The organism is Cytobacillus sp. FSL R5-0377, assembly GCF_038004385.1.
In the GTDB taxonomy this organism is placed as follows: Bacteria; Bacillota; Bacilli; order Bacillales; family Cytobacillaceae; genus Cytobacillus.
On record NZ_JBBORA010000001.1, the window covers coordinates 2,533,012 to 2,552,888 of the forward strand.

General features: G+C 42.8%; 19 protein-coding genes and 2 pseudogenes. 13 read left to right on the plus strand and 8 right to left on the minus strand.

The window, feature by feature from the left end:
* Positions 1-117: 117 nt before the first annotated feature.
* The 7 genes and pseudogenes from NSQ49_RS13090 to NSQ49_RS13120 all read left to right on the plus strand — a co-directional run.
* Positions 118-684: pseudogene (locus NSQ49_RS13090) on the plus strand (T7SS effector LXG polymorphic toxin); the annotation flags it as partial.
* Positions 685-1,332: 648 nt separating this feature from the next.
* Positions 1,333-1,725, plus strand: a complete 393-nt coding sequence (locus NSQ49_RS13095; protein ID WP_285869889.1) for a sugar-binding protein — start codon at positions 1,333-1,335, stop codon at positions 1,723-1,725.
* Positions 1,726-1,730: 5 nt separating this feature from the next.
* The gene (locus NSQ49_RS13100; RefSeq protein WP_159863587.1) at positions 1,731-2,228 is read left to right on the plus strand and encodes an SMI1/KNR4 family protein; all 498 of its coding nucleotides are present in this window, start codon (positions 1,731-1,733) and stop codon (positions 2,226-2,228) included.
* A gap of 261 nt (positions 2,229-2,489) precedes the next feature.
* Positions 2,490-3,137, plus strand: coding sequence for a hypothetical protein (locus NSQ49_RS13105; protein WP_201306514.1), 648 nt, complete (start codon positions 2,490-2,492; stop codon positions 3,135-3,137).
* Between the two features lie 56 nt (positions 3,138-3,193).
* Positions 3,194-3,643, plus strand: a pseudogene (locus NSQ49_RS13110) (T7SS effector LXG polymorphic toxin); the annotation flags it as partial.
* 4 nt (positions 3,644-3,647) lie between these two features.
* Positions 3,648-4,082 (plus strand): SMI1/KNR4 family protein, encoded by a 435-nt coding sequence (locus tag NSQ49_RS13115; protein WP_159863586.1) that lies wholly within the window; start codon positions 3,648-3,650, stop codon positions 4,080-4,082.
* Positions 4,083-4,709: 627 nt separating this feature from the next.
* Positions 4,710-5,156: a DUF4385 domain-containing protein gene (locus NSQ49_RS13120; protein WP_251283866.1), complete on the plus strand. Its 447-nt coding sequence runs from the start codon at positions 4,710-4,712 to the stop codon at positions 5,154-5,156.
* A gap of 95 nt (positions 5,157-5,251) precedes the next feature.
* Here NSQ49_RS13120 and NSQ49_RS13125 read toward each other — a convergent pair whose 3' ends face one another.
* A complete protein-coding gene (locus tag NSQ49_RS13125) occupies positions 5,252-5,713 on the minus strand; it encodes a phage tail protein (RefSeq protein ID WP_251283865.1) in 462 nt (153 codons plus the stop codon).
* A 23-nt stretch (positions 5,714-5,736) separates the two neighbouring features.
* Entirely contained in the window at positions 5,737-6,216 is a 480-nt protein-coding gene (locus tag NSQ49_RS13130; protein WP_159863583.1) for a GyrI-like domain-containing protein, read from the minus strand.
* A 109-nt stretch (positions 6,217-6,325) separates the two neighbouring features.
* On the opposite strand from NSQ49_RS13130, the gene NSQ49_RS13135 reads away from it, so the two are divergent.
* Complete coding sequence (locus NSQ49_RS13135; RefSeq protein WP_251283864.1) at positions 6,326-7,276, plus strand: helix-turn-helix transcriptional regulator; 951 nt, start codon at positions 6,326-6,328, stop codon at positions 7,274-7,276.
* 82 nt (positions 7,277-7,358) lie between these two features.
* Here NSQ49_RS13135 and gdhA read toward each other — a convergent pair whose 3' ends face one another.
* Positions 7,359-8,741, minus strand: a complete 1,383-nt coding sequence (gdhA, locus tag NSQ49_RS13140; protein WP_251283863.1) for an NADP-specific glutamate dehydrogenase — start codon at positions 8,739-8,741, stop codon at positions 7,359-7,361.
* Positions 8,742-8,912: 171 nt separating this feature from the next.
* On the opposite strand from gdhA, the gene NSQ49_RS13145 reads away from it, so the two are divergent.
* The 3 genes from NSQ49_RS13145 (at position 8,913) to NSQ49_RS13155 (ending at position 10,573) form a co-directional block, all read left to right on the plus strand.
* Positions 8,913-9,815: a LysR family transcriptional regulator gene (locus NSQ49_RS13145; protein WP_159863580.1), complete on the plus strand. Its 903-nt coding sequence runs from the start codon at positions 8,913-8,915 to the stop codon at positions 9,813-9,815.
* A gap of 138 nt (positions 9,816-9,953) precedes the next feature.
* On the plus strand, positions 9,954-10,388 hold the full coding sequence (locus tag NSQ49_RS13150; RefSeq protein ID WP_341070741.1) for a GNAT family N-acetyltransferase: 435 nt from the start codon (positions 9,954-9,956) through the stop codon (positions 10,386-10,388).
* A gap of 50 nt (positions 10,389-10,438) precedes the next feature.
* On the plus strand, positions 10,439-10,573 hold the full coding sequence (locus NSQ49_RS13155; RefSeq protein ID WP_268891649.1) for a hypothetical protein: 135 nt from the start codon (positions 10,439-10,441) through the stop codon (positions 10,571-10,573).
* 36 nt (positions 10,574-10,609) lie between these two features.
* On the opposite strand, the gene NSQ49_RS13160 is transcribed toward NSQ49_RS13155, so the two are convergent.
* Positions 10,610-11,788: an MFS transporter gene (locus NSQ49_RS13160; protein ID WP_159863578.1), complete on the minus strand. Its 1,179-nt coding sequence runs from the start codon at positions 11,786-11,788 to the stop codon at positions 10,610-10,612.
* A gap of 79 nt (positions 11,789-11,867) precedes the next feature.
* Between NSQ49_RS13160 and yeiL the strand changes: the two genes are divergently transcribed.
* The gene (gene yeiL, locus NSQ49_RS13165) at positions 11,868-12,545 is read left to right on the plus strand and encodes a transcriptional regulator YeiL (RefSeq protein WP_251283861.1); all 678 of its coding nucleotides are present in this window, start codon (positions 11,868-11,870) and stop codon (positions 12,543-12,545) included.
* Positions 12,546-12,928: 383 nt separating this feature from the next.
* Positions 12,929-14,359: an aspartate ammonia-lyase gene (gene aspA / locus NSQ49_RS13170; RefSeq protein ID WP_251283860.1), complete on the plus strand. Its 1,431-nt coding sequence runs from the start codon at positions 12,929-12,931 to the stop codon at positions 14,357-14,359.
* A gap of 53 nt (positions 14,360-14,412) precedes the next feature.
* Here aspA and gnd read toward each other — a convergent pair whose 3' ends face one another.
* The 4 genes from gnd to NSQ49_RS13190 form a co-directional block, all read right to left on the minus strand.
* A complete protein-coding gene (gnd, locus tag NSQ49_RS13175) occupies positions 14,413-15,819 on the minus strand; it encodes a decarboxylating NADP(+)-dependent phosphogluconate dehydrogenase (RefSeq protein ID WP_251283859.1) in 1,407 nt (468 codons plus the stop codon).
* A gap of 75 nt (positions 15,820-15,894) precedes the next feature.
* Positions 15,895-17,241 carry a GntP family permease gene (locus NSQ49_RS13180; RefSeq protein ID WP_159863574.1) on the minus strand — a complete coding sequence of 449 codons (1,347 nt, stop codon included), beginning with the start codon at positions 17,239-17,241 and terminating at the stop codon, positions 15,895-15,897.
* A gap of 12 nt (positions 17,242-17,253) precedes the next feature.
* Complete coding sequence (gene gntK, locus NSQ49_RS13185) at positions 17,254-18,795, minus strand: gluconokinase (RefSeq protein ID WP_159863573.1); 1,542 nt, start codon at positions 18,793-18,795, stop codon at positions 17,254-17,256.
* Positions 18,788-19,519, minus strand: coding sequence for a GntR family transcriptional regulator (locus tag NSQ49_RS13190; protein WP_159863572.1), 732 nt, complete (start codon positions 19,517-19,519; stop codon positions 18,788-18,790). Before NSQ49_RS13190 ends, gntK begins: the two co-directional genes overlap by 8 nt.
* Positions 19,520-19,877 lie beyond the last annotated feature (358 nt).

A 19,877-nucleotide genomic window follows, 5' to 3' on the forward strand; every position in this document is an offset into this window, starting at 1 on the left:
CTTTTACACTATTTTATGCCAATATTCCTATTGGAGTAAGAATCAGAGTCTATTAAGATAGAAATAGAATAAATTGGAATTTACAAAGCGGAGCTGATTCTGTAGAAGGTTTTAGAAGCAGATTCCTTGCTTGCAGGAATCGAGAAGACGAGTAATCAATTAACGATCTTGAAAGAACAGGTAAGCCAAGTTCAGGCATCCATCCAGGAGCTAGTGTCTCTTGAAGATGCCTTTAAAGGACAGGGCGGCCAGGCTATACGTGCGTTCTACCAGGAATGCCACCTGCCTTTCCTGCAATTCCTGGAAACCTGGATTGACGAGTATCAATCCTACTTAAAAAGTTTTATAGGTTCATTGAAAGCTCTTGAACCATCCACCTCAGGCTTTATCCGCCAGGAATTCCTCGAGCATGAACTCACACAAGGGCTGAAAATCACTCTTCAGATCACAGCTGAACTGACACAGGAAGCGAATGGAATCATGAAGTCCGTTAGCGACATTGTTACCCTTCCACGGCTGGAGGATGACCGCTTTATCCAGGCATCCAAGCGGGCAGAGGATTCAAGCCGCGAAACCGTCGAGAAACTGGAGGACTTCGACCATCGGGAAACAGCTGCGCTGGACCCGCTTCTTCGGGATCTGTCTCTCATGAACCAATACATCCAAAAATTGGCCGGTGTGTTCCAAAGCAGCAGCTTATCATTGGCTCAATACCAGCCTAAATCTCTCAGCTGGAAGGATTTCCACGAGGAAGTATCGAATCCAAATCCACAAAGCGAGCAAAATATTCTTCAAGATATAGCTGAAGGCGTCATTGAGGGGGCATCCAAAGCTGTAGGGGATACATGGGATGGGCTGAAGTCAACCTATGAGCTGGGCAGAATCATCATGGGTCCATTTAGTCCATTGTTTTTGGGCAGTGAAATGCTGTTTAACCGTGACCAGCTGCTCGAAAACCAAAGGAAGCACCGGGAATTTTACTTAGGCATCATAAATGACCCTTTAGGAAAAGTGCGCCAAGTTCTGGATATGCCGAAATATATCTGGTCTGCAGTAACCGAAGCCTGGGATCGGGATGTCGTAAATGGAGATGTCAAAAGCAGGACTGCTTTCTTTACCTATGGCCTCACTTCCCTGGGAATTGGTATTATTGGGGATAAGGGGATTGGGAAAGCAGGAACTATTGCCAAGACGGTTCGCCAGGCTGGTAAAGGGGAGAAGGCATTCCCGATTTACACTCCGGTTCAGGCACCGGCCATGGCAGGTGGTGGACTGACCGGGGGGCCATTGCCTTATAATGTTCTTAGTGATCCGTTGACGAAGATAAAGACGATGACGGATGATGTGTATGGGGTTAAGGGTAAAGATAAAACTGTTAACCCTAATGATGTAGTACCATATAGACCAAGTAATTCACCTCTAGAAAATCATCATGGTGTTATGGATGTTTGGGCAAAGCATAATGTTCCAAACTATGTAAGTAGAGGTGGGAATACACCAACAGTAGCACTTACTAAAGAACAACATGCTGCTACAAAAGTTGTTTATAGAGAATGGTTATATGAAAAAACAGGTAAGAAGGTTGGGGGCAAAATTGATTGGCAATCAGTCTCTCCAAGGGAGATACAAGAACTTACAGAAAAAATGTTTGAGGCTGCAAATGTTCCCAATTCAGCCCGACAAAAGTATTATAATTCCTTTAATAAATATAATTATCGGGAGTGAAGCTAATGGAAAAGATAAAGCAATTGCTCACACAAATAAACACTTTACCACATTGTCGTGTCTTCGAGCCTTCTGGATTACCCATTATTGATGAAGGCAAGCATATTTTACCTAGTGATTTAAAAGAGTTTTATAATCTTTGTGGGGGATTAGTTTTATTTGAAAATGAGGAATATCCAATTTATCTTGTGTCTCCTGATAAGTTTGTATTGGCAAATCCAATAATTGTAGGAGAATTATGTGAAGAAGATATTTCATCTAACTGGTATATTGTTTGTAATGATGGAACGGATGAATACTTAACGATTGACCTCAATGAAGGTAGACTAGGTAGATGCTACGATAGTTTTTTTGACCGCCATGGGCTTGTTGGTGAATCCCAGATTATTGCTACTTCTTTTACTGATTTACTTGAACGACTTGTAAAAAATAAAGGGCAATATTGGTATTGGCTAAGAAGTGATTTTATCTCCCTAGGTGATGCATATGATGATATTAAGTAATAATCATTTTTATAGAATAAGATGACCTTGATTGGCTGTATGCCTTTCAAGGTTTCTTTTTTGTGTGGGCTTTCAATGACGAGTTAGATATAAGTAATCATAGGATTTGGTAACGGTTAAACATAGAGTTGTATCAATGCGCTCCGTGGAATCAAGCCGTGAAAGATTTATACTGCACATTTATTTTTGTTAATTCATGGTTAAAGAGACGACCATCGGGAAACAGCTGAGCTGGACCCACTACTTCAGGATCGGTCTCTCATGAACCAATACATCCAAAAATTGGCCGGTGTGTTCCAAAGCAGCAGCTTATCATTGGCTCAATACCAGCCTAAATCTCTCAGCTGGAAGGATTTCCACGAGGAAGTATCGAATCCAAATCCAGAAAGCGCGCAAAATATTCTTCAAAATATAGCTGAAGGCGTCATTGAGGGGGCATCCAAAGCTGTAGGGGATACATGGGATGGGCTGAAGTCAACCTATGAGCTGGGCAGAACCATCATGGGCCCATTTAGCCCATTGTTTTTGGGCAGTGAAATGCTGTTTAACCGTGACCAGCTGCTCGAAAACCAAAGGAAGCACCAGGAATTTTACTTAGGCATCATAAATGACCCTATAGGAAAAGTGCGCCAAGTTCTGGATATGCCGAAATATATCTGGTCGGCGGTTACCGATGCCTGGGATCGGGATGTCGTAAATGGAGATGCCCAAAGCAGGACTGCTTTCTTTACCTATGGCCTCACTTCCCTTGGAATTGGCATTATAGGAGATAAGGGAATCGGGAAAGCAGGAACTATTGCCAAGACGGTTCGCCAGGCTGGTAAAGGGGAGAAGGCATTCCCGATTTACACTCCGGTTCAGGCACCGGCCATGGCAGGTAGTGGACTGACTCGGGGGCCTGTTCCTTAAATGTTCTTAATGATCCGTTGATGAAGATTAAGACGATGGCGGATGGTGTGTTTGGGGTTAAGGGTTCGGGTAATAAGATAGATTCAGACCTAATAAAAAAGTATAGTAGAGATGTAAAAGGACGAACGGGAAGAGAGCTACCAAAAAATCAAATAGAGAAATTGAAGGAAGCATTAAGAAATAGAGAATATAGGAAGTTATCGCCTATCGAAACAAGAAAACATCGAAGAGCATTCAATAAAGTAAAAGATAAGCTAATTGAGGAGTGGGAGATAAAAACAAGTCAAAAGTGGCCTACTTATGCTGAAGACGTAATTTCTGAGAAGACTGGTGAACCAGCTCGAAGAAAAGGAGATAAATACGACGCTCATCATATAATTGAGAATAGTTTCCAAGGGGAACATGAATGGTGGAATATACATCCTGCCAAATTTCCAAATGAACATCAGTCAGGAATCCATGGTACGGGATCGCCTGCCAATGAATTATTTAAAGGAGGAAAGTGATTTTATGAGATTTGACTTTATTAAAAATCAAGTTGGTAATCAGTTTTTCCCTGTAAGTGAAAAAGAAATTAAAGAAGTTGAGTCAGCCTTAGGGTTAAGATTCCCATATGATTTAAGAGAATTCCTTTTAGAAGTTGGTTATGGTTTTCTTAGAAAATCTGAATATAATATAAATCGGATTTTGGGACCAAATTCTATAAAAGATGCCAGATTAAAAGTTAATGATTTTGAATTTTATCCTGATATAGAAGTGTATGAAGAACTTGAAGATGGTAAATTAATTTTTTTTGAAGCAAATGAAAGTGCATTATTATTAATTGACTTGAGTGAGGATAAAAATAATTCTATTTATTACGACGAGATAAAAATTGCCGACTCTTTAGAAGAGTTTTTAAGGAAAGTTATGGACAACGATAAATATTATATTGATATGGAGTAATAAATATAGTTAGTATTGCTTTAAACCTCTGAATAGGCATAGCGCCTTTTAAGGGGTTTTTTGTGTGGGCTTTTAATGACGAATAAGATTTAAGTTATAATAGGATCCGGTAACCAATAAACATAGAGTGGCATCAAAGCAACGTGACAAAATGTATGAGCGTCAATTAGACAAGATGCGCTTCACAATCCAGATCAAATTGCAGGAGGAAGACCAGATTCATTTAAAGTAACTTATGAAATTGAAGAGTTTCTTTGTTGAGAGAGTTACCTAGTGTCGTGTGAACTATTAATTATTTTTAGACTGGAGATATACCTTGAAACATCTCTATGATGTATTAAAAAACTCTTAAGTACATATAACAATTTAATAATCATCTTTAAATGATTGTTTATTGAGTTTCATAGCTCACGAAGGTTGTTCCATCATGATGTAGTGTTGTAATACTTGAATAGTGTGACGTTATTTTACTTTACAAAGTTTGTATAAAACAATGAATGTTACACGTGAAACAAAAAATTTACGAGAGAAAAGTGATTCTTTTATATAGACAGAAGCACTATTTAACTTTACTCTGCATACAAAAAGACTCACCAGGGTAAACCCAAAATAAAAAGGGTGACAGATATGGCTTTTGATTACGATTTAGACTTCGATAACATAGATTTCCGCAAAAATCCCGAACTGTATAGGGTTGGCAGGGGAGAGCAGGGTGTGCTGCTGGTGGAGCCTTATAAGAGCGAAATCCTGAGGCATTGGCGATTCAAGAATCCGAAAATTGCTAAAGAATCATCGGATAAAATCTATCAAATGTTTCTCGATTATAAGGAGAAAGATGATTTTGTCGGTATGGACATGGCAAGGAAATTTCTGCAGATGGGTTACACAAGAGCTCGCCGGTATACGAATTACAAAGGCGGAAGGAAATATGATGAGGATGGCGATGTAAAAGAAAGACAGAATGATCCGGTGAAGGCAGAATCAGCCGCTATCTTTATGGAAAAATGGAAGCTCGCCCGTGAGGATAAAGATTATCTTAATCGAAAGAAAGAGCATCAAAAAAAATATGGCTGAATCCGCATATACTAAATAAACAAACAGCACCCACTATATGGATAGAGAGGTGCTGTATGTGTATACCATTGTTCGTTTTTCGCTTAAGAGAAAGATCAATACTCCCCTTTAATAACAAAAAACGAACCCCGAATAATTCCCGCCAGCTTAGATTTCCGTTTGGCAAACTTGAAATTCCCCTCTAATTCCTTTGGTACTTCCATCCGCTCAGAAAGCTTGAAGCCTACCGCGCGTTTCTTAGGGTCGTCTACTGTATACATGACATTAACACTTAGGCCATCTTCATAAAAGACGTAGGTCCATTTGATGTTTTCAACTTGAAACTGCGCTGTTTCTAAAGGTTTGGCTGCAAATTCTATATCGCGTTCTTTCAAAATCCGGTTCACATAATCTAGGGTCTCCCGGCTTTCGCTGGCTGGTACTACCGTAAACTCATGTTTGTATTTGGTTTTAAAGTACCTGGCTTCATTTGCGCGCAAACCAGCAAGGGCTTCCGCTGCCGGGGAAGACTCTAAGCCAATCGCAGACACGTTTTTAAAATCAACTGTATAGGACATTGCCATCCCGCCTTTATTATTTGTTATTTCTTAACAACAGGAATCCACATTTCACCAAATACCAGGCCATTACGCTCGCCCATTTGAACAGCTGCATTAGGCCCTCCAACATAAGCAACATTCTCTGCTTCCGGCAGGACCTGACCAAAAGCGATGCCGGTAACTAAGTTGCTTAACTCTTCTCCTGTCTCGGCTTCCCCTTTGACAACGATGTATTCTCCCTTAGGGAATTGGATCAGTCTTGATGCTTCCGGCAGCGACTCCTCTGTCATAACACCAGCATAATGCATCATTTTGTTATTCACCGCTTCATTCACAGTAAAAATGTAATCATTTGAGGCAATGGCTTTTAGTTTATCAAGCCTTCCGTCCTGTTCGATTGCCTGCCAAAAATCCGCTTTTTCCTTTTGGATGCCCGCATAATCTGTGTAATGGCTCTTTAGTTCAGTTCCAATGCCTAAAACGGTAAAGCCTTCTTTTTCTTCCAGAGTATAATCTGCCATATTCAAAACCTTCCTTCTCGATAAATTGATCAAATGATTTCTTCTTTCACTTGATGAGTTTATAATATCCTTAAATCATGTCAAAAAGTGATACTGTTTAGGAGGCCAAATGAAAAAAGTTGAGCGGATTAATGTAATGATGCGGTATATCAATAATCGTGCCCACTTTACTATTTCTGAAATCATGCGGGAATTTAACATCTCCCGTTCGACAGCGATTAGAGATATTCGGGAGATTGAAGCCATGGGAATGCCGCTTGTCGCTGAAGTGGGAAGAGACGGAGGCTATTTTGTGATGAACAATTCTGTTTTGCCTGCTGTCCGCTTTACTGACAATGAGATCAAGGCGTTGTTCCTTGCCTTTATGGCTACAAGAAATCAGCAGCTTCCTTATCTGAAAAGCCGTCAGTCATTAGCAGAAAAATTGCTCGGCCTCATCTCGGAAAACCAGCAGGAAGACCTTGTTCTTTTAAATCAGATCCTGCTTTTTGAAGGGACTAACCCTAATAATCCCGACCTGCTTGAACTGTCAGATCTGCCTCATCCGATGCTGGAAAAACTCATTCAATCCCTGCTTCAGGATAACTATTTATTGATTTCTATCAACGAAGAGTCCTATCCCATTTACCTATTGCATCTTTATCGTGAAAAAAGCAATTGGCTGATTGAAGGCTTTGACTTAAAGGAGGAAAAGAAGAAAATCTTCCCCGTGGACAATCTCACCAGTGTTGAACGATATCCTGTGAAAAAAAGAGTAAGCAGGAAAGGTATTTTAGAAAAAATAAGCAAGCAGAGGGAAGTAAACAATCTGATCCTTGAACTCGGACCGGAGGCTATTGCCCAGTTCAAAAAATACCATCCTTTAAAAGTATCCATTTCTTATACAAATCCTTACCAAACGACAGCCGTTTTAAAGACCTTTATTAATGTCCATAATTCTGAAGAGCTGAAGGAAATGATTAACTGGCTGCTTTTCCTCGGAGGGGATATCAAGGCTAGGGAGATGCCGGAAGAAATCTTGGAAGGTTTGCAGGAGAGGCTACGTTCATTCTGCCCATAAGACGAGGAGATAAAACCTTGCATTCTGCAGTCACAATATAAAAAGGATGATGCTTCACTTATAGCATCATCCTTTCTTATTTTTATATAACTCCCTGTGTGATCATAGCATCAGCGACTTTTACAAATCCTGCGATATTGGCGCCGGCCACCAGATTGCCTGGATGCCCATACTCATCGGCAGCTTTGACACTGCTCTGGTAGATGTTCTTCATAATTTGCTGCAGTTTTGCATCGACTTCCTCGAATGTCCAGGATAATCTTGAGCTGTTTTGAGCCATTTCTAATGCAGAAACGGCAACACCCCCTGCATTGGCCGCTTTTGCGGGGCCAAAGAGAATGTTGTTTCTCAAGAATACTTCAATCGCCTCAGATGTGGTTGGCATATTGGCCCCTTCACCAACGGCTTTGACTCCATTGGAAACGAGCATTTCTGCTGCTTCCTCCCCGATTTCATTTTGCGTCGCACACGGAAGGGCGATATCACATGGGATGGACCAGATGCTTGAACATCCATCAAAGTATTGGGCACTTGGATGTTCCTTCACATATTCCCGGATCCGTTTTCTCTCTACTTCTTTCAGCCTTTTTACGGTCTCAAGGCTGATGCCATTTGGATCATAAATATAGCCGTCAGAATCACTGCAGGCCACAACCTTCGCGCCCAGCTGTTCCGCTTTTTCGATTGCATAGGTAGAGACATTTCCTGAGCCGGATACTACAACGGTGCTTCCTGTAAAGGAAAGGCCTTTTTCTTTCAGCATTTCCTGTACAAAATAAACCGTACCATAACCCGTAGCTTCTTTGCGGGCTAAGCTTCCTCCGTAGCCCAGTCCTTTTCCGGTCAGTACTCCTGCTTCATATCCTCCCCGGATTCTTTTATACTGTCCAAATAGATAGCCTATTTCTCTGGCGCCAACCCCAATATCTCCAGCCGGAACATCTATATCCTGTCCGATGTGCCTGCTTAGCTCCAGCATGAAGCTCTGTGTGAATCTCATGATTTCTCCATCGGATTTCTCCTTAGGATCAAAGTCAGCTCCGCCTTTTCCTCCTCCGATTGGCAGGCCTGTTAGGGCATTTTTGAAAATTTGTTCAAAGCCCAGAAATTTGATGATACTCGCATTGACAGAAGGATGGAAGCGCAAGCCGCCTTTATAGGGGCCGATTGCGCTATTGAATTGTACGCGGAAACCGCGGTTTACCTTTACTTTTCCCTGGTCATCGACCCATGGGACCCGAAAAGTGATCACTCTTTCGGGTTCAGCTATCCGTTCAAGTATATTTTGCTCCATGTAAACCGGGTTCTTTGCAAATACTGGTACCAGTGAATCAAACACTTCTTTCGCAACCTGATGAAATTCACTTTCATTCGGATTGCGCCTTTTGACTGTTTCGAACACCTCTTCAACATAATTTTTCGCCTGTAATGTTTGCGTCTCTTTAATTTCTGTTAATGCAGTCATGCTGCCGGTAACCCTCCCTTATCAGAACCAAATTAATAAATAATTAAAAAGTGTTAAACGATTTTAAAAATTGTATGATTCTCTCATTTTATAGTTGAAAATCAATCTAAACAATATGAAAATTAGATAATAATGATGCTGAAATTAGATGAATGGAAGAAGGAAGAGCCCTTGGAATTAAGACAGATTAAATACTTTATAGAAGTGGCGAAAAGAGAACATGTAACAGATGCAGCTGTGGCGTTGCATGTAGCACAATCCGCTGTCAGCAGACAGATTTTCAACCTTGAATCTGAGCTGGGTGTGAACCTGTTTATCCGTGAAGGAAGGAACGTGAAATTAACGCCTATCGGAAAGATCTTTTTAGAGCAGATGGAAGAAGCCATCAAGGTCATCGATAATGCCAAACGGCAAGTCAAGGAATTTCTGGATCCGGAGCAAGGCAGAATACGATTCGGCTTTCCAAGCAGTCTGGCACTCTATACCCTGCCCTCTATCATATCTTCTTTCCGAGGGCGCTATCCGCAAGTGAAGTTTGAACTGAAACAGAGCAGTTACCGTGATTTAATCAGCGGGGTGGCGGAAGGGGAAATCGATATGGCGTTGATTGGCCCGCTTCCAAAGAAGGAGAAGAAGGTTAAGGGGGATATTTTATTTACGGAGAAAATGGTCGCTTTGCTTCCTGCTGGCCACCAGTTAACGGATAAATCTTCATTGAATCTGAACCAGCTGAAAGACGAATCCTTTATTTTGTTTCCTAAGGGATATGTTTTGCGCGAACTATTCGATGATGCCTGCAGTCAGCTTGGCTTTCAGCCTAAGGTGTCATTTGAAGGGGATGATATTGATACGATTAAAGGCCTGGTCTCAGCAGGTCTGGGCCTGACGCTTATTCCGGAGTCTACATTGGTTGACAGCCTGCCCCGTTCGACAGTAAGGCTGCCGGTCATGCCGGAGATTACCCGTGCAGTAGGAATCATTATTTCCAGTGAACGACAGCTGCTGCCCACAGAGAAAATATTCTATCATTTTATCCGCGACTTCTTTGCTGTATTGGATCAATTTCAAAACTGAAAAAAAGATGCCTTTTATATATCATTATTTAAAGGATTTCCCTGCTGGTTTAGCGATTTGGACTCCGATGGTGAATTGGCAGGCATGTACCTGAAAACAGGGCGGGTGACCTGTCTTTCCAAAGAGAAGAGGGATCATGTGATTGAATTCAGAGAAATAGACCGGCACAATTTTTTTGAGGTCATTGACTTGAAAGTAGCAGAAGAACAGAAGCATTTTGTGGCGCCGAATGTGTTTTCGCTTGCACAGGCGAAGGCTTTTCCGGAATGTATTTGCTTAGCGATTTATCATGGTGATGTGTTAGTGGGTTTTACCATGTATTGCATGGATTATGACGATAAGGAATACTGGATTTACCGCCTGATGATTGACGCGAAGCATCAGTCAAAAGGGTACGGAAAAGCAGCAATGGAAAAGCTGATTGAGCGGATTAAGCAGGATCAGGAGCATAAGGTGATTTATTTGAGCTTTGAGCCTGAGAACAATCCGGCGAAGGGGCTATATAAAAAACTCGGTTTTGAAGCCGATGGCCGGGTGATTGATGGGGAAATCGTATATAAACTGGTGTATTAATCAAAAGAGCTCCTGCTGCGGGAGCTCTTTCTATGAAAGGAGGACGAAAGATGTTTAAGAAAAAAATAGTGCCTATCCTGGTGCTTCTTTTGCTGATTGCAGGTGTGCTGGATCTGAAGTTTGAAGGACTGTTCTTTCAACTGCTGCCGGAGTCCATTCAAGCAAAGGTGGTTCAACTTTTTTAAGCGGCTGCCGGACATGCCAGGAATAGCTCTTAACTGTTAACCTGCCAACTTGCCAGCAGCGGCTTCCTTCCGATGGGCAAGCTTTCTGTAAATAAGCGCCAGGACCAAGGCTGGTACAGTACAAACCACCATCCCAATAAATGCATACCTTGGTTCAATTTCATACAGATACCCGCCAAAGATAGTGAAAAGGGCCGTACTCCAGCTGAGTGCGAGCGCTGAGTATACACCTTGAGTAATCGGCACCTGTTCATGTGGAACATGCTTGATTAAGTACTTCATAAAAGCGTAGTGCGCCATCGCAAATGAGAAGGCATGCAGAGTCTGAGCAATGCTGAACATGATGACATGTGGAAAGGCAAATACAAGTATCCAGCGTGCGGTCGACCCGAGTGCTGCCAGAGCCAGTAAGGAGCCGATAGAAAATCTCTTAAACGTCCGGTCGGCAATGAAAAAGAATAGGATTTCTGCTATCACACCTATGTTAATGATGGCGCCAATGAGATATTTGGGTGCCTGGATTTCCTGCAGATAAATGTAGCCATAGTTGTAATAAGAAGCATGGGCGGCCTGCAGCAAAATGACAATGACAAGCACCAGGCCAAAATGCCGGATGCTGAATAATTTCATGATAGCGCCTTTTGCCTGGCCGGCTTTTGGTTTTTCAGACAGAACTTCAGGCGTGTTCATAAAACCGAGGCACAGAACGGCAGCCATGCCGAGCAATAGCGCCCAGAAAATAGCTTTATCTCCGATTGACCCTGTGAAAAAGGTCAGAATCATGCCGGATACCACAAACCCGATCGACCCCCAGGAGCGGCTTTTCCCGTAATCCTTTAGCTGCTTATTCTGTACAAGAATGCCTGCCGCACTATCCAGTGCCGGCATCAGTGCAGGGTAAAAGAAATGCAGAAGCAGTGTCACCGCAAGCAGGCTGACGAAGGAGTTGGCCGGGATATAGCAGAGGATGGCAATCAGTGTGCCGATTGACATCCCGTTCAGCAGCGTTCGGCTGCTGAATTTTCCTGATAAATAGGGGAAGGCAAAAAGTGTGGCAAGCCCTCGAATAACCAGCCCTAAGCTCATGATTAAACTCGCCTGTGAAACGGTCATTCCTTTTATATGGATCAGCCATCCTGTCCAGTAGGGAAGAAAAACGCCCCAGGTCAGGAAGAAACTGAAAAACTGTCTGCTCATCCAGCTTTGTGTATTCATGATAGATCCCTCCGATATTTGCATGATAGCAGGAAGCTTCGTACAATAATATGAGATATCTCATATTTTGGGGTGAATCATGGAAATTTTTAAAGGGGAAAAAAGGCAGTACTATTTAGAGGAGCACTCCATCTCGCATTTATTTTCTTTTTCGATCGAAGAGTTTATGGAGGTTCGCGAATATAAGCGGGATGAATGGATTATTCGGGAGGGCATGAGGCCAGATTACTTGTATTATGTCATCGAGGGAAAAGCGAAGATTTATGTGACCTATCAAAATGGCAAGGTTTCTTTGATTAATTTCATTAACTCCCATGATTATATTGGGGAAATGGAGCTTTTACACGAAGTGTACTATACAAAAGGAATTCAGGCTTCTACAAAAACTATCTGTTTTACGATTCCTTTGCATCACTATCGCACAAGACTCCTGGAAGATACGACATTTCTCCGGGAGTTAACTAAGTTTTTAAGTGTGAAAGCGACAAAAATGGCTGAAAAGTATTCCCAAGGCCTTTCCTTTCCCCTTGAAAACCGGCTGGCAGATTTCATCCTTCAAACCGCTGATGGGGAAGTCTATAAGGAGAAACATGTAACAGTCTGTGACTTTTTAGGAGTGTCCTACCGTCATCTATTGCATGTTCTTGTGCAGTTTTGCGATAAAGGCTATTTGCAGAAGGAAGGACGCCATTATCATATTCGGAAGCCGGAAGAACTGCACCGGCTTGCGGCTGTGCTGAGAAATGGGCTGGAGTAAATACTTGAGCGGATTTTTTCTGTTCATGTTAAGAGGTTTCTGCTTTGGGGTGCAAAGAATGTCCTGTGAATTGGCGCAGGACATTTTGTTTTTATCTGAAGGGCTTTTCCTCTGACATGGTGTTATTGCCAGAAAAATATAAAGGTGATCTTGAATAATTTTTATTCATTGCCAATGAGAGTGTAAATTATTCTTTTAAAAGGTAATGACAGGAGGCGGACGCTGATAAAACCAGGCCCATCGAAAAGAAAGGAATTACCTTTTTCTTACTTCTCCTTTTTACCATTGCTTATTCCCCTATTCCGGATTATAGTGTATACGAAGGACAAGCCAATACAAAACCTATATATTACTGAAAGGTTTATATAAAGGAGTAGACGTATATGCTAGCAGCTAAGAACAGCTACAGAATTGAAAAAGATTTCCTAGGCTCTAAGGAGGTTCCTGCTGATGCTTATTATGGCGTTCAGACGCTTCGTGCAGTAGAGAATTTCCCGATTACCGGCTACCGGATCCATCCGGAGTTAATCAAGGCAATGGCCATCGTGAAAAAGGCAGCGGCCATGGCGAATATGGAAGTTAGGCGCCTATACCCGGGCATTGGAGACCCGATCGTACAGGCAGCAGATGAAATGATTGAAGGACTATGGCATGATCAGGTGATTGTTGACCCGATTCAGGGCGGTGCCGGAACGTCCATTAATATGAATATCAATGAAATCCTTGCGAACCGTGCAATAGAAATTATGGGCCATGAGAAGGGGGATTATTCCCATTGCAGCCCAAATACTCATGTTAATATGTCGCAGTCGACAAATGATGCTTTCCCGACAGCGATGCATATCTCAGTATTAAATCTGCTGGATCAGCTGATCCTGACAATGGAACAGATGCATTCTGTTTTCCTTGAGAAGTCCAAAGAATTCAACCATGTGATTAAAATGGGACGGACTCATCTGCAGGATGCGGTTCCGATCAGGCTTGGCCAGGAATTCGAAGCTTACAGCCGTGTGATTGCGCGTGATATTAAGCGCATTCAGCAATCCAAGCAGCACCTTTATGAGCTGAATATGGGGGCAACAGCAGTTGGTACGGGACTGAATGCCATTCCTAAATATATTAACTTAGTGGTGAAGCATATTGCTGATATCAGCGGACTGCCATTTACAGGGGCAGAGCATCTTGTAGATGCTACGCAAAATACGGATTCTTATACAGAAGTTTCCGCAGCGCTGAAAATCTGCATGACCAATATGTCCAAAATTGCAAATGACCTGCGCCTAATGGCTTCCGGCCCAAGAGCGGGACTAGGGGAAATTTCCCTTCCGGCAAGACAGCCAGGTTCATCCATTATGCCGGGTAAAGTAAACCCTGTTCTGCCTGAGCTTATTAACCAGGTGGCATTCCAGGTTATCGGAAACGACCATACGATTTCTCTTGCTTCAGAAGCAGGGCAGCTTGAGCTCAACGTTATGGAGCCAGTCCTGATCTTTAACCTTTTGCAGTCGATCAGCATCATGAACAATGCGTTCAATACGTTTACTGAGCATTGTGTAAAAGGAATCGAAGCTAATGAAGAAAGATTAAAAGAATATGTTGAAAAGAGTGTCGGCATCATTACAGCCGTCAATCCACACCTTGGGTATGAAGTTGTATCAAGAATCGCCAGGGAAGCAATTTTAACCGGCCGTTCCATCAGGGACCTGTGCCTGAAATATGATGTTCTGACAGAAGAAGAACTCGATTTAATCCTCGATCCATATGAAATGACAGATCCTGGCATTGCAGGTGCTGCACTGCTGGAAAGAGATTAAGGAAACAGAAAAAAACGCTTGTCCCTTTTGAGGGGCAAGCGTTTTTTGCCGTTTTATTCATTCCAGTTAGTGTGGAAAGTCCCTTCCATATCAGTCCGCTCATACGTATGGGCACCGAAGTAATCACGCTGTGCCTGCAGCAGGCTGGCATTTGACCTTCCATTCCGGTAGCTGTCGTAGTAGGAAAGAGAAGAGCTTAAGCAAGGCAATGCGATGCCGGATTGAATGCCTTCGCAGACAATTTTGCGCAAGCCCGTCTGATAGTCTCTGATCCTTTCGGCAAAGTAAGGAGAGACGAGCAGGTTTGCCAGGTTCGGCTGCTCCTGATAGGCTTCGCTGATGACATTTAAGAATTCCGCACGAATGATGCAGCCATCGCGGAAAATAAGGGCAATATCCTTCAGAGGGAGATTCCAGTCATTTTGCTCAGACGACATTTTATATTGAGTGAATCCTTGTGCATAGGCGCATACTTTCCCCATATATAATGCCTGTCTGATATATTCGATCCAGGCGTCCTTATCAAGGCTGATTTCATCCTTTACAGGGCCTGTTAAAAGGGGTTCTGCCGCCACGCGCTCATCTTTTAATGCGGAAATATAGCGTGCGAATAAAGATTCTGTAATGATCGAAGTTGGAATCCCATTATCGATGGCCTGCAGGCTGGTCCATTTTCCGGTTCCTTTTTGGCCTGCTTTATCCAGAATGACATCAATTTGCGGCAAGCCTGTGCGCTCATCCTTTTTTCTTAAAATAGCTGCTGTGATCTCAATCAAATAGCTCTTCAGCTCGCCTTGATTCCATGTTTCAAAGATATCCGCGATTTCTTCAACTGATAATCCTAATTTTTCTCTTAAAAATGTGTAGGCCTCAGCAATCAGCTGCATATCTGCATACTCGATGCCGTTATGTACCATTTTGACAAAGTGGCCTGCCCCTTTAGGTCCGATATAGACACAGCAAGGCATTCCGTCAACCTTTGCAGCAATCTTTGTAAGAATTGGAGCCGCTTTTTCATAGACGTCCTGATCTCCGCCCGGCATGATGGAAGGCCCTGTTAAAGCACCCACTTCACCGCCTGAAATGCCGATCCCCAGATAGCCGATCCCTTTTGCTCTCAGATCATCATATCTTTTTTCCGTATCTTCGTAATGGGAGTTGCCGCCATCCATGATAACGTCGCCTTCTTCAAGGAAGGGGATTAAGCTTGCAATGACAGAATCTATGGCTTTGCCGGCTGTCACCATTAAAAAGATTTTGCGCGGTTTTTCTAAAGACTGGACAAATTTCTCTACTTCATAGTAGGGGTTTATGGATTGGCCTTCCAGCTTTTGTACAAGCTGATCGGTTAAATCCCTAGTGTAGTTATATACTGCTACTTTCTCGCCGTTATTGGCCATATTTAAAGCGATATTGCTCCCCATTACTCCGAGACCAATAACACCAATTGTATTAGACATAGTTTCTGCTCCTTCAGTTCAGATTAATAGGCAATGAACCCCTCTTATGAATAGGGTTTCATTGCCTTAAAGTGTTTATACAAATAAGCTTAACAATAAAATAAATCCTAATCCAGCAACAGATATTATGGTTTCAAGCAGTGTCCATGTTGCAAACGTTTCCTTCATGCTTAAACCAAAGTATTCTTTGAACATCCAGAAGCCGGCATCATTAACGTGAGAAGCGATTAAGCTTCCCGCCCCTGTTGCAAGCACCACTAAGGCAAGATTGGCATCCGACTGGCCCAGCAGAGGGATAACTAAACCAGCTGTAGTTAATGCGGCCACTGTGGCAGATCCTAAAGAAATCCTCAGGATGGCTGCAATAATCCATGCCAGTAAAATAGGGGACAGGCTTGTTCCTTTGAAAAGCTCGGCTACATAGTCACCAACACCGCCATCAATTAATACCTGTTTGAAGGCGCCGCCTCCGCCGATAATCAGGAGCATCATCCCGATCTGGGTGATGGCGGTTGTGCAGGAATCCATCACATTTTTGATTGGAATTTTCCTTGCAAGCCCCATAGTATAAATGGCAACCAATAAGGAGATCAGCATTGCAGTGCCGGCATCGCCTATAAAACGGATGGCAGCCAAAAGGCTATTATCTGCAAATCCCATTGTTTTTTGAAGCAATGTAATAATCGTTGCGATTGACATTAAAATAACAGGTAGCAAAGCCGTAAATACACTGATTCCAAAGCCTGGTGTATCTTCAAGCTTAAAGGTTTTCTGTTCTCCCAGAGAAGCGATGCTTCCGCTTTTTGTGAATGAAGCCGGAACGAGCTTTTTAGCAATTTTCGTAAATACCGGTCCAGCTAAAAAAACAGTTGGAACCGCAATGATAAAACCATAAAGCAATACTTCACCAATGTTTGCACCGTATTCACCGGCAATAACGGTTGGACCCGGGTGAGGAGGGAGGAATCCATGTGTGACAGATAAAGCTGCTGTCATCGGAATACCAAGAAACAAAATGGAAATCTTTAACTCCCTTGAAATGGCAAATACGATCGGGATTAATAATACAAGTCCCACTTCAAAGAATAAGGCGACACCGATAATAAAGGATGCAGCCACTACCGCCCATTGGATATTCTTTTCACCGAATTTATTGACAAGAGTCATGGCAATTCGCTGGGCGCCGCCTGAATCGGCGATCAGTTTGCCCAGCATGGCGCCAAGACCGAAGATGAGCGCCAAGTGGCCAAGTGTTCCGCCTAATCCAGCTTCAATGGTTTTGACAATTTGGTCGAGCGGCATTCCGAGTGCCAGCGCAACACCAAAAGAAACGATAATTAATGAAATAAAGGTATTTAATTTCAAGCCCATTATCAGAATTAATAAGGCAACGATACCAATTGCTACTATTAACAGCGGCATTGTCATTTCCCCCTAGTTTTGTTGTATTAAGCTTCTTTGATAGCTTGCGATCGAAGAATATTCATCTTCCAGCGCTCTTGATAATTTGATAAAGATCGGCAGCAGCTGTCTATATTCTTTTGCAGCCTCTTCTTTCGGTGTGTGCTTATAAGTATCGCCCACCATGTCTGAAACGGCTTCAAAGGAGTCGATTTTTCCTGTGGCATATAAACCTAAAATACAGGCGCCGAGACATGAACTTTCATAGCTTTCAGGTATGACGACCTCCGATTCAAAAATATCGGACATCATTTGCCGCCAAACCTCAGATCTGGCGAAGCCTCCTGTTGCCTGAATCCGACTTACCGGGCCATCCATACATTCGACTAATGCTAAATAAACGGTGTACAGATTATAAATGACGCCTTCCAGCGCTGCCCGAATCATATGCTCCTTCTTATGGGACATCGTTAATCCGAAGAAGGATCCGCGCACATCCGGGTTCCATAAAGGAGCGCGTTCACCTGCGAGATACGGATGGAACAGCAGGCCATCTGCCCCCGGTCTTACGCGGTCGGCAATTTTGGTTAATACTTCGTACGGATCAATGCCCAATCTCTTGGCCGTTTCGGCTTCAGATGAGGCAAATTCATCCCGGATCCAGCGGAGGACCATTCCCCCATTGTTCACCGGACCGCCAATCACCCAATGATTTTCCGTTAAGGCGTAGCAGAAAATTCTCCCTTTTTCATCGGTCTGCGGCTTATCAATAATGGTCCGGATCGCGCCGCTTGTCCCAATGGTAATCGCAATTTCGCCTTTTCTGATCGCGTTCACACCCAAGTTGGAAAGAACTCCATCACTTGCGCCGATCACAAAAGGAGTCTTAGGATCGATGCCCATTTGTTTGGCTAAAATAGGATCGCAGTTCTGGAACATCTTTGTAGTAGGGACAAGGTTGGATAGCTGTGAGCGGTTGATGCCCGCAATCGCTAATGCTTCCTCATCCCAGTCCAATGTCTTGAGATTCATCATTCCCATGCAGGAAGCAAGTGAATAATCGACAGCATATTCATTAAAGAGCTTTTTGAAAATATATTCTTTAATGCCGATATATTTCTTTGTCCTGCTGGCGATCTCCGGACGATCCTTCACAAGCCAGGTGATCTTGCTTAATGGGGACATCGGATGAATTGGTGTTCCGGTCCGTTTATAGACTTCATGTCCATTCCATTCTTCTTTAATTTTGCGTGCCCATGCTTCGCTGCGGTTATCGGCCCAGGTAATCACTGGGGTAAGCGGCAGGTCATTCTCATCCATCGCAATCACACTGTGCATCGCACTGCTGAACGAGACAAAGCTCAGGTTTTTATCATGGTGGTTTTTCATAATGTTCGCTATGGCTTGAACGACGGCAGAGAAAATCTCCTCCGGATTCTGCTCGGCAGTTGAGATATCAGGCGTGTACAGAGGATAACCAATGTTCTCCTGCTGAATCACATCGCCTTTTTCACTGAATAACACGGCTTTTGTACTGGTGGTCCCTATATCAATCCCTAACATATAGCTAGTCATCTTGTTGTTTAACCCCTTTAGATAGCATTTGTTGTGATCTCCATAAGTCGTCTACTTTCCCTTGAACATCATCAAAATTTTCGTGTAAGGACTTAATCATGAGGTTTCTATCCTTAGATTTGATTGCATCAATATACAGTTCATGATTTTTCACAATCCGATCAAGGTCTTCATAATTTTCCTTAAATCGCACGCGCATGGATAAAAGAATGAAGCCTTCCATCACGGGCTTTAAATTATTCCAGATCAGCTGGATGTAAGAATGGCCAATGGATCCGATGATAATTTCGTGGAACAGAATATCCTGATACGCAAACTCATCAGCATCCTGATATTTAACTGCTACTTTCATCATTTCTAAAACCTTGCTGAGCTCCATGGTCAATTCATTTGTGTCCATATTGGTAAGTCGTTCAAACACAAATGTTTCAATCATGAGACGAACATCGTAAATTTCTTCTATTTCTTTTTCGGTCAAACCGGCAACAACCGCACCATTTCGTCCTAAGCGGATAATATTTTCAGATGCCAGTGTCCGTAAGGCTTCACGAACAGGAGAACGGCTCACCGCGAAATCAGCTGCCAGCTTATTTTCAGAAAGTGTGGTACCGCTTTCAATCAAACCTGCAATAATGCGCATCCTAAGCTCATATGCGACACGATCGCCAGAGGAAGCCTTAGAAAGCCATTTTTGAGGATATAGAAATTCTGTGGAATTATTCATAACATCACCTTTATAAAATGACATTTGAGTATACGTGTATACTTGTATACAAGTATTATAATGCAAATAAAATAAAATGCAAACGCTTTACATCTTATTTTATTTGGATTTGCTGGTTGAATTTGGGTTCAAAGGGAAGAAACCCGGTAACTAGAGTCAGAACCGGGTCCAACTTCTGACACAAAGAGAGGAAATCCCGGAACTAGAGTCAGAACCGGGTCCAACTTCTGACACAAAGAGAAGAAACCCGGTAACTAGAGTCAGAACCGGGTCCAACTTCTGACACAAAGAGAAGAAACCCGGTAACTAGAGACAGATCCGGGGTCAACTTCTGACACAAAGAGAGGTCCCCCCGGAA